At 71.6% G+C, this 14,024-nt stretch carries 18 protein-coding genes; all 18 read right to left on the bottom strand.

The annotated features are described in order from the left end of the window. Positions 1-462: a hypothetical protein gene (locus ACSNN8_RS00245; RefSeq protein ID WP_436646015.1), complete on the bottom strand. Its 462-nt coding sequence runs from the start codon at positions 460-462 to the stop codon at positions 1-3. Positions 463-514: 52 nt separating this feature from the next. Continuing rightward, a complete protein-coding gene (locus ACSNN8_RS00240; RefSeq protein ID WP_436646013.1) occupies positions 515-718 on the bottom strand; it encodes a hypothetical protein in 204 nt (67 codons plus the stop codon). Between the two features lie 157 nt (positions 719-875). Continuing rightward, positions 876-1,541, bottom strand: a complete 666-nt coding sequence (locus ACSNN8_RS00235; protein ID WP_436646012.1) for a hypothetical protein — start codon at positions 1,539-1,541, stop codon at positions 876-878. Between the two features lie 122 nt (positions 1,542-1,663). Next, positions 1,664-2,047 carry a hypothetical protein gene (locus tag ACSNN8_RS00230; RefSeq protein ID WP_436646010.1) on the bottom strand — a complete coding sequence of 128 codons (384 nt, stop codon included), beginning with the start codon at positions 2,045-2,047 and terminating at the stop codon, positions 1,664-1,666. A 92-nt stretch (positions 2,048-2,139) separates the two neighbouring features. Then, positions 2,140-2,862 carry a hypothetical protein gene (locus ACSNN8_RS00225; protein ID WP_436646008.1) on the bottom strand — a complete coding sequence of 241 codons (723 nt, stop codon included), beginning with the start codon at positions 2,860-2,862 and terminating at the stop codon, positions 2,140-2,142. Between the two features lie 64 nt (positions 2,863-2,926). Then, entirely contained in the window at positions 2,927-3,487 is a 561-nt protein-coding gene (locus ACSNN8_RS00220; RefSeq protein ID WP_436646007.1) for a hypothetical protein, read from the bottom strand. Positions 3,488-3,498: 11 nt separating this feature from the next. After that, positions 3,499-3,813, bottom strand: a complete 315-nt coding sequence (locus tag ACSNN8_RS00215) for a hypothetical protein (RefSeq protein ID WP_436646006.1) — start codon at positions 3,811-3,813, stop codon at positions 3,499-3,501. After that, a complete protein-coding gene (locus tag ACSNN8_RS00210) occupies positions 3,806-4,495 on the bottom strand; it encodes a hypothetical protein (protein ID WP_436646004.1) in 690 nt (229 codons plus the stop codon). Before ACSNN8_RS00210 ends, ACSNN8_RS00215 begins: the two co-directional genes overlap by 8 nt. Positions 4,496-4,576: 81 nt before the next feature. Then, positions 4,577-4,930, bottom strand: a complete 354-nt coding sequence (locus ACSNN8_RS00205; RefSeq protein WP_436646003.1) for a hypothetical protein — start codon at positions 4,928-4,930, stop codon at positions 4,577-4,579. Beyond that, positions 4,930-5,967: a major capsid protein gene (locus tag ACSNN8_RS00200; protein WP_436646001.1), complete on the bottom strand. Its 1,038-nt coding sequence runs from the start codon at positions 5,965-5,967 to the stop codon at positions 4,930-4,932. The genes ACSNN8_RS00205 and ACSNN8_RS00200 overlap by 1 nt, the downstream gene beginning before the upstream one ends. Positions 5,968-6,039: 72 nt before the next feature. Continuing rightward, the gene (locus ACSNN8_RS00195; RefSeq protein ID WP_436645999.1) at positions 6,040-6,459 is read right to left on the bottom strand and encodes a head decoration protein; all 420 of its coding nucleotides are present in this window, start codon (positions 6,457-6,459) and stop codon (positions 6,040-6,042) included. Positions 6,460-6,522: 63 nt separating this feature from the next. Further along, the gene (locus ACSNN8_RS00190) at positions 6,523-7,668 is read right to left on the bottom strand and encodes a hypothetical protein (RefSeq protein WP_436645998.1); all 1,146 of its coding nucleotides are present in this window, start codon (positions 7,666-7,668) and stop codon (positions 6,523-6,525) included. 150 nt (positions 7,669-7,818) lie between these two features. Continuing rightward, positions 7,819-8,217, bottom strand: coding sequence for a hypothetical protein (locus ACSNN8_RS00185; protein WP_436645996.1), 399 nt, complete (start codon positions 8,215-8,217; stop codon positions 7,819-7,821). A gap of 69 nt (positions 8,218-8,286) precedes the next feature. Next, the gene (locus ACSNN8_RS00180; RefSeq protein WP_436645995.1) at positions 8,287-8,895 is read right to left on the bottom strand and encodes a hypothetical protein; all 609 of its coding nucleotides are present in this window, start codon (positions 8,893-8,895) and stop codon (positions 8,287-8,289) included. 71 nt (positions 8,896-8,966) lie between these two features. Further along, complete coding sequence (locus tag ACSNN8_RS00175; protein WP_436645993.1) at positions 8,967-10,193, bottom strand: hypothetical protein; 1,227 nt, start codon at positions 10,191-10,193, stop codon at positions 8,967-8,969. Between the two features lie 17 nt (positions 10,194-10,210). Then, entirely contained in the window at positions 10,211-10,795 is a 585-nt protein-coding gene (locus tag ACSNN8_RS00170) for a DUF4082 domain-containing protein (protein ID WP_436645991.1), read from the bottom strand. Beyond that, positions 10,795-10,944, bottom strand: coding sequence for a hypothetical protein (locus ACSNN8_RS00165; protein WP_436645990.1), 150 nt, complete (start codon positions 10,942-10,944; stop codon positions 10,795-10,797). The genes ACSNN8_RS00170 and ACSNN8_RS00165 overlap by 1 nt, the downstream gene beginning before the upstream one ends. Positions 10,945-10,955: 11 nt before the next feature. Continuing rightward, the gene (locus ACSNN8_RS00160) at positions 10,956-13,988 is read right to left on the bottom strand and encodes a GDSL-type esterase/lipase family protein (protein WP_436645988.1); all 3,033 of its coding nucleotides are present in this window, start codon (positions 13,986-13,988) and stop codon (positions 10,956-10,958) included. Positions 13,989-14,024: the final 36 nt, after the last annotated feature.

Below are 14,024 nucleotides of genomic sequence, written 5' to 3'. Positions count from 1 at the left end.
CTAGCCGTTGAGGACCTGAGCGAGCTCCTCGGGGGAGCCCATCTTAAAGTGCTTGTTCCAGCGCTCGAAGATGACCTGCAGCTTCCAGCCCTCCATGGGCAGCGCGTAGAACAGATCCTGCTGGTCGCGCGGCAGCGCGTACCGCAGCATCGACAGCGGGTTCTGCACCGCCCGGGTGAGGTCTTGCCAGTCGATGTCGCGGGGGTCCATCAGCTCGAACACGGCGCCGGCGAGGCGGAACGTGAACGGCTCGGTGACGACGTCGTCGAGGACGTCGATCTTCTCCAGGGAGTCCAGGTCGAGCGACACCGGCGCGAGAGGCTCGGCCGGCGCGGCGGGCGCGGCCTGCTCGACCGGCGCGGCCACGGCGGGCGCAGGCTGCTCGGCGGGCGCGGCCGCCGCGGCGGGCTGCTCGACCTGGACACCCGGAACGGGGGCGGTGGGGATCGTCTGGTCAGACATGAGCGGGTGGGCTCCTATTCAGTTGGTATGCGGTTGTGGGGGCGGTGCTCGGTCAGTTCTTGGGCGAGCTGGCCGTGCTGCTGGTCGAGGCCTGCGCGGCAGGCTTCTTCGCGGAGTCGGCGTCGGCCGGCGCGGTGAAGCCGTCAAAGCGCGCGGCCACCTCGTCGGCCGCCGAGTAGACGTGACGCTCGAGCGTCTCGCCGTCCGGGCCCTTCTTGGTGAACACGCGCGCGCTGGTGCCCTTGATCGCTGCCATGACGGGATGAACCTCCGAGATGCTGGTGGGCCGAAGAAGAGGTTGTGAGCCGGGGCGGCGCGCCCACCCGGTACGCCGCCCCGACACAAACCGGCGCCGGGCCACGCGAACCGCGTGACCGGCGCCGGGGTCTTTCCGGTGGTGCTGCGAGCGAACCTCAGCTGGTGAGCTGCGGGATGCCCATCTTGGTGAGCAGGGAGCGCCAGCCGGGCCCTGCCCAGAACCAGCGGTGGCTGTAACCGGCCGTGGCGTCCTCCTTGCCGCGCCAGGTCATCGGGTACTGGATGCCTTCCTCGCCCTCGGAGTAGCCCTGGGAGCCGAACTCCGCGATCTGGGCGCGCGGCATCAGCCGGCCGAAGTAGATCTCCCTGCCCTCGTCGTCGTGGTCGATGAACAGGCCCAACACGCGGTAGTAGCGCAGGCGCGGGGTGAACGGCTTGTCGATGATGACCTCGCCGGTCTGGAACGCGGCCTTGATCGAGTCGAGTTCGGCGCCGGTGGTAAGGCCGATGGTCAAGAGCCGCGTTTCCTGGGCGGTGATGTTCAGGCTGATCTCGTCGCGGGTCACGTCGGTGCGGGTGGCCTCGCGCGAGCCGAAGCTCATGGTGTCGGTGGACTCGGTCTCACGGTCGAACGTGGCGCCGTCCGTGGTGAAGTGGCCGAGGTCCATCCAGTCGTCCGGGTCGAGCGAGACCAGCTCGGCGTTCGTGCCCGAGGTGAGGGTGGCAGGCAGCGCCACGTCCATGCGGGCCACGAAGACGCTGCCGTCCTTCGCCCGCCGGATGAGTTCGTTCTGCTTGTCACGCAGATCGGTGTAAGACATGCTTCGTCCCCTTCTAGGCCGAGGCGTGGGTGGGCCCCGACATGCGGGGCGGGTGAAAGGCGGGTGGGCCTCCCGCCGGCGCGGCGGCCAGGCGGTGAATCAGGGCGCTGCGCGGGCCGCGGTCAGAGGCGGATGCGGCGCAGGCTCATGGAGTAGGTCGCGCCGTAGCGGCGCAGCGACGAGTCCTCACGCCACGGCAGTTCGCGCGGCGACTCGGGGCAGGCCACGACGTCGAGCGGGAACGGCTTGGTGAGCAGGAAGTCGCTGATCTCGTTGGCGATCCGCCACGCCTCGGTGTCGAGGTGGTGGAACACGTCGAGGTCGACGAACGGGTTGTCGTCGATCTGGGTGCGGTCGCCTGCGGTTTTGTTGAGCAGGCAGAACGGCACCTTGTCGTCGAGGTCGGGCGGGGTTTGCGTACCGACCCGGGAGGCGTCGCCGTTGAAGAAGCGGGGCACCAGCAGCCCGGCGAGGGTGCGTTCGATGTGGGCGAAACCGCGCGCCATGCCGTCACCGCCTCTCTGCGGGGGTGCAGCAGAAAGCCCGCCCCCGGGAAGGTGGGGGCGGGCTTCACCGGTCAGGTGGCTGGCTGGGCTGGTCAGCCGTGGTTGGAGATCATCTGGTTGAGGAGGTTGTCCGAGACCATCTGGATGCTCGTCGGGTTCTCCCAGAACGACACGTTGCTGCCGCCGCCGGACCACTGGAGCTGGCTGTCGCCGCCGTTGTACTCGATCGGGTAGAAGATGAAGTCGCCCGCGGACTGGCAGTTGACCCAGTCGAACAGGACCCAGTACCAGGTGTGCGGGTAGTTGCCGTCGTTCGGGGCGTTCTCGGGCGCCCAGGAGGAGGCGGTCACGACGATGCTCGCGGCGGAGTTGTTGACGTTGCCGCCGGTGCTGAACGTCGAGTTGCTCAGGTTCCAGCACGAGCTGCGGGTGGAGGTCACCGACGCCGGCCAGAACACGTCGGTGTTCGTCTGCCAGCGGCCGCCGTTCCAGTTGACGTAGTCGTACAGGCACAGGTAGCCGTATCCGCCGGAGTCGGCGGAGGTCGGGCAGCCCTGCACCGCGGCGGCGGTCACGTCGCCGCCCTGGGCGCTGGCGGTCGCGCGGGCGCGCTGGGCGGTGGCGGTCTCGCCGGCGCTGGGCAGGTCGTCGTTCAGCTCGGTGATCTCACCGTTGTGGACGAGGTAGCCGACGCCCGGGGTGAGGTCGGACAGGCTGAGGCCGGGCTCGTCGGCCTGGGCGGGCTGCGCGGCAATCGCCAGCACGGCCGCGACGGTGGCGAGCGCGGCCAGCGCCCGCTTGGTCTTGTTGGGCAAAGCTCCTCCAGCTTTCGTTGACGAGGGACGCAAAAACCCGCCCCATCGGGCGGGTTCGCGCAGGTCAGGTGTCTTGCTGAGGTGGTGTCTCGCCGGGCCGGTTCCGAGGCTTCGGGGTCAGCGGCGGCTGGCCTTGGTCGCGGCGGCGGCGGTTGTCGCGCTTGCGGGCTTGCCGGCGGCGCAGACCGGCGAGGGTCTCGCCGTTGAGGTGGGCGATCGTTTGCCCGAGGACGTGGAAGCCGTGGCCGTGGCCGTTCGGGTTGACCCATTCGACGGCGGCGGCGTGCTTGGCGGTGTTGACCAGCCGCACCGAGGTGCGTTCCATGCCGACCAGGACCACGGTGCTGCGCCGTACGGTGAATGAACTCGCGTACCGGCTGTGCTCGTCGCGTTCGCTCGGCGAGCGTTTCCGGCCCTTCGGGCTGATCTTGAGGGCGTACGGCAGCGCCTTGGTGAGCACGAGCATCTGCAGCGCGTGCGTGAGGTCCGAGCCGGTGGCGATGTCGCGGATGCCGGCCCGGTTCATCTGGAAGTCGACCTTCACCCGGGGGGACCGGTACACGGTCTGGCGGCGGTCGGAGAACTCTGTCGGGCCGGTGTAGCTGCCGTCGCCGAAGCTGGCCACGCGCGCCCCTCTCAGCCGGTGTAGCGGCGCAGCTCGATCACGTACCCGGCGCGGCCCCAGTCCTGCGGCTCGCCGTGCACCGCGTACGTCTTGCCGCGCACCTCGATCAGGTCGGTCGGCTGGACGCCGCCGGGGACGCCGCGGACGCCTTTGGTGGCGTACACGGTCCCTTCGGTGTTGACCTGGTTGGAGTCGCCGCCCGCTTCCTTCGACGCGCCGGGCGCGAACTCGCAGCCGGGGATCGGGTACTGCTGGTCGCTGCCAGGCAGCGGATCCCCGAACGCGTCCTTGCCGGCCGGGCGGATCACGGTGACGGTTTCAGCCACGCCAGCCCCCGCGCCAGTTCGCCGGCGGCACCATGCCGGGGGTGACCCGGATCGTCGCCGCGGGCGCCCACCCGGACGACGCCGCCGGGGCGGCCGGGCCGGGGGTGACGTTGGCGAGGTCGTCCGCGGTGACCACCAGCTGCCCGGCGGCGGCGCTCACGTCGTACGTCTTGCTGAACGGGCCGGTCGTTTCCGCCTTGAGACCGTTCGGGTTGCGCAGCACCCGCAACACCATGTTCGCGGCGGCCAAGGCGACCACGTCGGCGTCGAGGCGGCCCGACGCGAGCAGCGTGTCCACGTTCGGCTGCCGCTGGCGCAGCATCTTCGACGCGGCGCGCAGCAGGTACTTGGTCAGCGACTGCTCGTCGACGGTCATGTTCGGGTAGAGCTTGCCGACGTCACCGACCGCGGCCAGCGGCGGCGGCTGCCCGACGGTGGACACGACCCGCACGTGGTAGTCGTCGGTGTTGCCGTCGGTGAAGAACCGGGCGGTCCACATGCCCGGCCGGTCACCGGAGAGGGTCACCGGGAACTGGTCGGAGCCGTCCGGGCTGGCCGGCACGACCTGCTGGTCGAGGACCGGCGCCAGGTCGGGGTCGAGCCAGTCGAGGTGCACAGTCGCGCCGGGCGCGGCCGTGAACGTCAAGGTGAACGCGTCGCCTACGTCGACCACAGCGGACACGAGTGTTTCCCTCCCGGGCGGCTGGTGTGCAGGGCGCACCCGGTGAGGGGCCCGGCGCGCGGACCCCTCACCGTTGTGCTGCTACTCGGCCGCCTTGGTGGTGGCCGTCTTGCGGGGGCGGGTGGTCTTCGGCTTCTCGGCCGCGGCCTCGTCCGCCTTGGTGTCGCCCTGGTCCTCGGCAGTGGCCGGGGGCAGGGTGGTGGCCGGTGACAGCGGGATCGCCGCGTCACCGCCGATCACCCCGGTCGGGTTGGACGGTTCGGCGGGGCCGGCCGTCTCGTCGCCGTCCTTCGCGCCGGACAGGTCCGGCACCTGACCGCCCCACGCGGAGCGGGACTTGATCTGCTTGGCCACCGCGAGCGGGGGCCGGGTGCCCGCCAGGTACGCCCGGCCGCCCACGTTCACGGTGTTCGCCAGCTCGGGGACGGCGCTCATCACGGCGTCCAGACCGTCGCCACCATCAGGCGGCGCGGGGCGGAGATCAGCGGCATGCCGACCGCGGACACCTTCGTCCACCGGCGGGGCGGGTCGCCCTCGAGGGTGACGACACCGGCCAGGCCGGGCGTCTCCTCGAACGCGAGCGACGGGTTGCTGCCGCGGGTGAGCATCAGCGCCTCGGCGGTGATGCCCCACGCGGTGCGGCCCAGCGACTCGGCGTCGGCGGGCACGAACACGACCTTGCCCTCTTCGATCGCGCGGACGTCCTGCGCCTCCAGCTCGATGGTGCAGTCGTACTGCACGAGCTGGGGGTAGCGGTGCACCGCGAGGATCTGCTGCAGCGCCTCGAACGTGACGAACGGAGCGATCTGCCCGGCGCCGGCGGCGGCCTTGCGGACCTCCAGCGACATCTGCATGTGGCCGATGGTCGCGGCCGAGGCGATCATGTAGCCCGCGCCCACACCGTTGCGGGTGGTGTAGAGCAGGTTCCACGGGCGCATGTCCGACAGCGGCGTGGAGTTCTCGTGGTCGTCCCAGTCCGCGCCGGCGGGGGCGACGAAGTGGTCGGACGGGACGCCGAAGATGGCCTCCAGCTCCAGGCCGTTCTCCTTCAGCACGAAGCGGCCGGTCGAGAGGGCGGCGCCGCGCGCCAGTTCCATCCGGTTGTAGATGCTGCGGACGTTGTTGTCGGCGTCGTCGTAGATGGCGTCCACCAGAGCCGAGCGGTTGTCGCCGCCGGTGCGGGCCATCTCCAGCTCGAGCTCCTCCTGCTCGCCGACCGGAAGCTTCTGGCCGAGGGGCGGGAACTTGAGCTCGCGAGTCTGGAACGAGTCCCGGCGGCCGATGCCGACCGGCGTGTCCCAGCTGCGGAACGTCGCCGCGCGGTTGGTCCGCTGGACCTCCGTGACGGCGGCCTTGATCGACCGCATGGGCCGGTCCGGCAGGAACTGGTTGAGGATGAGGTTCACCGGGGCGGGGACCTCACGCACGTAGCCCGTCAGCTCGGCGGGCGTGATGATGTCGTCGATGATCAACGAACGATCTCCTTCACTTCCGGACAGCAGGTCGCCCTCGTCCGGTCACGGATTGATGGGTGAGGGCGCGAGCTAGTCGCGGAAGATCCACTTCGCGGCCATCGCGGTACGCGCGGCCGCGTCGAGACCCGAGTTGGCGGGCAGACGGTTGGGGCGGATGACGCCGCGCTCCTGCAGCGGAGCGCCGACCTTCGGGCCGCCCGCGCTCATGCGGACGGTGTTGAACAGCACGCCGACCGGCGTCTGCAGGCCGTTGCTGGCACCCGCGGTGTACGGGCCCCAGTTGCCCTGCGTCGCGCCGGCCGCCGTCACCCGAGCGATCAGGGTGCCGCTCTTGAGCACCCCGTTCGGGAAGTGCGTGGCCGGGGTGAACAGCGCCGGGTTGAGGGTGATCGACCGGGTGGCCTGCGTGCCGTCGACGTCGCCCAGCCAGGACCGGTCCTCGGGGATGAAGGCGTCGCCAGTGCGGACAGAAATGTCCAGACCGCTCATGTGCGGTTTCTCCTAACGGTGAAGTTGCGAAAGTGGTGAGCGAGCCGACGGCAGGCCGTGCGGCTAGCTCTGCTGGCCGCTGATCTGCTGCGTGCGGGTGCGGCCGCCGTGCCGCTGCGCGGCGCGGGCGGCGCCCGCCGCCAGGCCGCTCTGCGGCACCTGCGGGACCGAGCCCTGCCCGTAGTCGGGCACCTGCCGCTGCGGCTGGCCGCCGAGGGCGGCCTGCGCGTACGGGTCGGTCACCGGCTGCTGCCGGTTGGTGGTGCCGTACGCGTCCGGCCACTGCTGGCCGTTCTGCCCCGGGTAGCCGTACGCCGGCTGCTGCGGGACGGTGGGCTGCTGCCCGTACTGCTGCTGCGGGTAGGCAGGGGCGGGCGGCTGCCCGTACACCGGCTGAGCGGGCGCGGCCGGGGCCACCGGCGCGACCGGCTGGTATGCGCCGTACGGGCCGACCGGTGCGGGCTGCGCGGGCGCGACCGGCGCGGCGGGCGGCTGCCCGTACGCCGGGACGGCCGGCAGCGCAGCGCCGACGAGCACGTTGACGTAGTCGAAGACGGCCTGCCGGTTGACGACACCGTTCGCCATGAAGGCGTCGGTGTTGACGACCCGGACAGCGGCTTCGACCTGCTCGGGACTCATCCGTCCCGCCGCGGCGGCCTGGAAATAGGCCTCCACGACCTGACGGCCCGCCTGCTGCTGGCCCAGCTGCACACCCTGCTGGCGGGCCTCCTCCTGCGCCCGCTGCAGGTCCGTCTGCGTGGCCTGCCGCAGCTGGTCACGCTCCTGCCGGATCTGCTCGTAGTCGGCGTACTGGCGCAGCTGGTCCTGGTTGCGCCGCATGTGGTGCTTGTAGAAGTTCGCCTGCTGCTGCACCGTCATCTGCTCGACCGGCGTGTGCGGCGGGAAGCCCAGGTCGCCGCCGGGCGGCGGACCCGGAACCGGCGCCGGCGGCGCGGGCGGGGTCTGCTGCGGGGCGGGCGGCGCGGGCTGCGCCGGCGGCTGGCCGGGCGGAGTCGGCTGCGGAGCAGGCGGCTGCGGCGCGGGCGGCGGGATCGACGGGTCACCGTTCGGCTGCGAGCCGCCCATGGCGGGCCAGATCAGCCGGCCGTCACGGCGGCGGCCGATCGCGGTGACCGGCAGCCCGGTGATCGGGTGAGTGAGCGTCTCGTGCGTGGGCAGAGCCTCGGTGTCAGCCAGGTACGGCTTCATGTGCTAGATCCCCATTCCGGGTTGTGGACGTTGACGCAGGTCCGGCCCATGGCGGGCATGAAAAAAGCCCCCGCCGGTCGGCGGAGGCTGGTGGAACTGGTGCGCGGCAGCGGCCGGAAAACAACCGGTCCGGGCGGCGCGAACCCCGAGCTAGGCGGGGTGGTCTGCGGGGTCGACGGCGGGCCGCGGGCCCTCGCCGTCCCAGTAGATGGCGAGCTTCTTGGAGACCAGCAGGTCGGACAGGTTGGTGCCGTCCGGCAGCACGATCTCGACCATCCACTCACCGGCCCGTTCCTTCGGGCCGCCGTACTTGTACGGCTTGACTGTGGTGGCATTGACCAGCACATCGCGGGTGCGGCCCTCGACCAGACGGGCGCCGAGCACCCCCTTGGCGCTGGTGTCCTTGTACGCGTCGATCCGGTTCAGCCGAAGCCGCACCGGGAACGTCGCGGTCGCGCCGAACCCGAGGTCGCGGGTGACCATCGCGTCGACGGTGTCGGCGTCGATGACCCGCTCGATGCGGGTGTCCGGCCAGTCCCATGCCGCCATGACGGCCCCCTCTCGTGATGTCGGGTCCGGGCCGGGAGGACCGCCCCCCAGCTCTCCCGGCCCGGACAGTCAGTGGGCGCGCACGATCCGCTCCCGGGCGGCGCTGGTGAGCGCCGACAGGCGCAGGTTCACCGCGGCCAGGCCGCCGGCGTCGTACACGGCCGGCTGGATGAACAGCGCGTTCAGTGCGTGCCTGCGGTCGGTCGCTCGGCGCTTCGGCAGCCACGGCGAGCCGGGGTCGATGTACGCGCCCGGCACGTCCGGGACCGGCGCCGCGAGCGGCACGATCACCCGTTCCTGCTTCACGCAGCCGGGGCAGGACTCGCACATCACCAGGTCGCCGGTGTCGACGACCGCGCGCCAGGTGTGCAGCATCAGCGTGCCGTCGCAGCGGACCCGCACCTCGAGCGTGTTGCCGTTGATGAACCGCGTCGTCGGGGTGATGCCGTGCAGCTCGAGGAAGTCCCCGATCAGCGTCTGCTCGGCCTTCGACAGGTCGAAGTAGCCGGGCCCGCTGCCCGGCTCCATCCGCAGCGTCCACGCGTACGGCCGGGCGTCCGCGATGACGGGCCGCCCGTCGGCGTCGACCAGATACGCGGTGCACGCGTCCGGGTGGTCGCCGCGGCAGCCGCTGACGCGGACAAGGAGACCGGGGATGTCGCGCAGGTTGAACGTCAAGGTGCCCTCCCGGGCGGGGTTGGGAAGCGGGCCGGGACGGGCGTGGCTTCCCTACACGCCCGCCCCGGAGATCAGGAGAGAAGCGCCTGCAGCTCAGCGATCCGGTCCTGCTGCCATCGCAGTGACTTCGGCAGGGACTCGCCGCGCTCGACGCGGAATTTCGTGATGTCGTTGATCTCCAGCAGCGCGTCCAGCTCGGACCGGGCGCGGATCCGCGGATCAGCCGACTGCGACTTCGCCACGGCGATCGGGTCGCGGTACTTCTGGTCGCCGTTGACGAGGATCGGCCCGAGCTCGCCGTGCTCGGCCAGCACGACCCGGACCCGCTTGAGCGCGTCCCGCGCGGTGCCGCCGGCCGCCTTGTAGAGGTTGCTGAGGTCGTTGCTGTTGAGGGTGAACCCCGGGTCGAGGTTCCCGATGATCGGCAGCACCTCGCACCGGCACGCGTTGTGCAGCGGCATCAGGTCGGCCACCTTGTAGACCCTGTTCGCCGCGACGATGCACAGCCCGCACGGGCCGGTCTCCGACAGCTCCGGGTGCAGCACCCGCCGCCACCCGGTCGCCGTGACCTGCCCCATCGAATGCCGGTACTGCTCCCGCACCGCGAGGGTCACGTCGGTCTCCGCGACCGCGGCCAGCCGCACCAGCGCCTTCTGCTGCGCCTTATCCTCGGTGTCGCCGCGCACCGTCACCTGGTAGCGGAAGTTGTCCGCGACCCGGCCGTACGCGTACGACGGCGGCAGGAACTCTTTGAGCGACTCGTCGACCATCGCCCAGAACTCGTCGTCGACCGTGTCGGCCGGACCGTTCCAGGTGTCGCCCAGCTCGATCCACGCCGGGCTGCGCCCAGGCCGCGCCGCGCGGCGACGACCCGGCGCGGTCACACCCGGCTCGTCGACGGGCAACCGGCCCGGCATCTCGGCGAGCTGCTCGAGGATGGGCGCCGGGATGACCCGCCGGATCCGGGTGACCTCGATCGACCCGGCCGGCCGGACCGTGCGCCCGGTCATGATCGACGTGGCCCGGGCGATGTACGCGTCGGCGATCGCGACGGCGTTGCGCTGCGCCGGCTGGATGATGGCCAGGGCCTGCCGGATCGCGCCGGACACCTTGTCGGCGTCCCACCAGTCCGCCGCCGACAACGCACGGAACGGCAGCAGCACCGCCGCCACCGCGGTCTGGGTGAGCTGGCGCCGCAGCGCCGCCTGCGATTGCACCAGGGCCAGCAGCGCCGCCATCTGCGCCGGGGTGAGCTGCGCGAGCTGCTGCGGCTGCGGGGCGAGGGCGGGCTGCGTCATCGCTCACCCCCCCCGGCTTACGTCGCGAGTGACAGCGTGGTCGCCACCGCCGTGCTGCCGTTCCACACGCTGACCGACGCGGGGATCTCCGCGCTGCCGTTCCACACGCTGACCGTGGGCGCGGCCGCGGCCGCCGGTTGGAAGTTCACGTCGACGAAGAAGTTGACGTTGGAGAACGTGTCGTTCGGGTAGGCCAGCGTCGACGAGTAGGAGACGTACCCGCCCGGGTTCGGGGTCGTCAGCGGCCCCGACGTCTTCGGCCAGGTGTAGTTCTGCGTCCACACGTACCGGTTCGGGGTGAGCACCGCGATCGTGTACTGCGCGCCCACCGTCACCGTGACCGGAGTGGTGAACGCAAACTCCTGCCACGACCCGAGCCCGGTCGTCGGCGCCGCCACGGTGCGGTCGGCCAGGATCGACGACCCGGTCGCGTTGTAGAGCACGAACCGCAGGTTGCCGGTGTTCGCCGTGGTCGGGATGTACCAGCGCGCCGCGACGACCTGCCCCGCCGCCGTGGCGGAGAACCGGGTGCCGAGCGTGTAGCCGGTGCCGTCGGCGAGGTTCGGCGACGCCGGCACCTCGCTGCCGAACAGGTTCGCCATCAGCTAGCCCGGCGGATGATCACCGTGCCGGCCGCCGTGCCCGCGGGTACGGGGTCGGACGGTCCGAGCACGATGATCGTCGGCCCAACCCGGGCGGTGTCGAGCACGGCGCCGCCATCGGCGTGCGGCGGAAGACGAAGCACAGCCACCTGGAGCCTCCTTACTGCGGTGCCAGGAACGACGCGGCCGCGTCCGCGATCGCGCTGTGGCCCTTGTCGTTCGGGTGGATGTCGAGCGTCGCGGTGTTGCCGAGGCGGTAGTAGTAGCCCTCGGAGGGATCGACCTCCGGGGACCGGAACCGGGCGGCGATGTCCAGCAGGCACACGCCTGTGTCTTCCGCCGCGACCTCTTCCCACACCTGGTGCAGCTGCGCGTACGTCATCGTGTACGGGCCCGAGTTGACCTGCGGCGACGCGTAGATCACGAACGACGGGTTGGTCGACGTCCGCGCCCTCACCGTCGAGATGATGCTCTTGAGATTCGCCTTGAGGACGGACTGCGTCGCGCCGTTGCCCCAGTCGTTCAGCCCGAGCTCGATGATGCACAGGTGCGGCTGGATCGTGTTGATCCAGTCCGCCCAGCCGCCGCCGGTCGAGGCTTGCGCGACGAACTCCGCCGCCTGCCGCGAGCTCTGCGACCCGTTGAACATCTGGATGCCCCTGGCCTCGTCGCCGTCGTGCACGCGGAACCCGTTGATCCGGCACGACCCGGACAGCCGGGTCAGGACGATGGTGTGCGTGCCCGGAGTCAGCGCCGCCGACGTCCAGATACCGCGCGCTGCGGTGCCTGCGGTCGACACGCTGGACGCGACGACCGTGCCGTCGAGGGTGATCGAGAACGAGCCGCCGCCGCTCTGCAGCAGGTACCAGACGTGGATGCTGGTGCCGGTGAACGTGTACGTCATCGTCTCGTTCGTGGCCTGCATGTTCCACGACTTCATGGCGAAGCCGGCGTTCTCGAGGAACGTGAAGTTGTTCGGGGAGACGACCACCGGATACGAGTAGGCGGGCGGGGCGCCGACGCCCGGGTTGTCCCACGAGCACACGAACCCGGGGCCGCCGGTCACGCCGGTGACCGGGTACCGCATGCGCAGCTGCCCGAGCAGCATCGGCACCCACCCACGGCCGTACGCCCCGGCGCCGACACCCTCGGACAGGCTGTCGGCGATCACCGCGATCTTCGCCGGGTTGTAGTGCCGGTCGGCCAGCGCCGCCCGCCACGTCCGCAGCGCGTTGGCCCGGTCGGCGAGGTAGTCCGGCCGTCCGGTGATCGACGACCAGGCCGACGACCCGCCACCGCCGGTGGGCTTGTCGGTCAGGTCGTTGTACGAGCCGGACGTCGCCACCGTCGCGAGCCCGGTCACCTGCCCCGCAGTGTGCGTGTGCGAGGTGCTCGCCTTGCCCGCGAGCGCGGTGTCGAGCCCGGACACGTCGCTGGTGGCGTGCGAGTGCGTCGCGGCGGCCGCGCCGATGTCGGAGAGCACCTGCGCCGCGGTGCGCTGCTCGAGCGCCGAGCTGGACGCCGCCCGCACGTAGCCGCCGGCCGTGAGACTGGACAGGCCAGTGCCGCCCCGGGCCACCCCGAGCGTCCCGGACGCGATGTCCCCGGCGGAGTGCGTGTGCGTGGTGCTCGCCTTGCCCGCCAGCGCCGTGTCCAGGCCGGTCACGTCGCTGGTCGCGTGCGCGTGGCTGGCCGCCGCCTTCCCAGCCAGCGCCGTGTCGAGCCCGGACACGTCGCTGGTGGCGTGCGAGTGCGCCGCGGCGGCCGCGCCGATGTCGGAGAGCACCTGCGCCGCGGTGCGCTGCTCGAGCGCCGAGCTCGACGCCGCCCGCACGTAGCCGCCCGCCGTGAACGAGTTCATTCCGGTGCCGCCCCGCCCGGTCGGCAGGGTGCCCGACGTGATGTCCCCGGCCGCGTGCTGGTGCGAGGTGGCGGCCTTGCCCGCGAGCGCGGACGCGGTCGCTGTGCTGATCGGCTTGTCCGCGTCGGCGGTGTTGTCGACGGCGGACAGCCCGACATCACCCTTGGCCAGGGTGACCGCACCGGTCTTCCCCGCGACCGACTGCACCGGCGCCGCCGGCGGGATGGTCGGCAGTCCGGTCAGGTCGGCGTACGCGCCGGTCTTCGCGACCGTGGCGAGCCCGGACACCTGCCCGGCGGTGTGCGTGTGCCCGCTGTCGGACTTCCCGGCCAGCGCCGTGTCGAGGCCGGACACGTCGGCCGTGGTGTGGCTGTGCACGGCGTCGGCCTTGCCCGCCAGCGCGGATGCGTCAGCCTTCGCGGCCAGCGCGGACGCGTCAGCCTTCGCGGCCAGCGCCGACGACAGGCCGGTGATGTCGGTGGTCGGGTGCTGGTGCGCGGACGGCGGGAACGTCGACGGCTTGCCGGTGACGTCACCCCACGAGACGGACCCGCCGGTCCCGCCGCCGCCCTCGCCGCCGCCAGGGAACGTGGTCGGCTTGCCTTCGATCTCGTCCCAGGTGATCGGCGCGTGCGGGAACACGGCCGGCACTTCGACCAGGTCGCCGAACGCGCCCGAGGTCGCGACCGGCGCGAGGCCGGACACCTGACCAGCGGTGTGCGTGTGGCTGGTTGACGCCTTCCCGGCCAGCGCCGTGTCCAGACCGGTCACGTCACCGGTCGCGTGCGTGTGGCTGACGTTCGCCTTGCCCGCCAGCGCTTCGGTGTCGGCCTTGCCCGACAGCGCGAAGTCCAGACCGGAGACCTGCGACGTGGTGTGCGTGTGACCGGCGGCCGCCTTGCCCGCGAGCGCGTTGTCCAGGCCGGTCACCTCGGAGGTGGCGTGGCTGTGCCCGGACGGCGGGAAGGTGCTCGGCTTGCCGGTGACGTTCACCCACGCGGGCGGCGCCGCCGGGAACACGGCCGGCTTGTTGAGGATGTTCGCCCAGTCGATGAAGCTGGCCGGCCCGCCCGGGTCCTCCCCACCGGGAAGGTCGTCGAGGCTGAACCCGAGCGCGGTCAGCAGCCGCGGCCCGCTGGTCAGCTCGTACATCGAGAGGATCGGCTTGGGCTGCCTAGTGGGCGGCGGCGCGTCGTACGGCGGGGCGACCCCACCGACCCACGCCTCGCCGTTGCGGATCGCCGCGACCGCCTCGGCCGGCATGTCGGTGTGGTCCGTGCCGGCCGGGTACTTCGTGGTCCCGACGAACACGGTGTACGCCAGAGCGGTCACCAGCTACCTCCAGGTGGTGCAGGGGTCTTCGGGGGA

The sequence above is a fragment of the Actinoplanes sp. URMC 104 genome, assembly GCF_051386375.1.
Lineage (GTDB): Bacteria > Actinomycetota > Actinomycetes > Mycobacteriales > Micromonosporaceae > Actinoplanes.
This window is presented reverse-complemented; position numbering and strand designations above follow the sequence as displayed.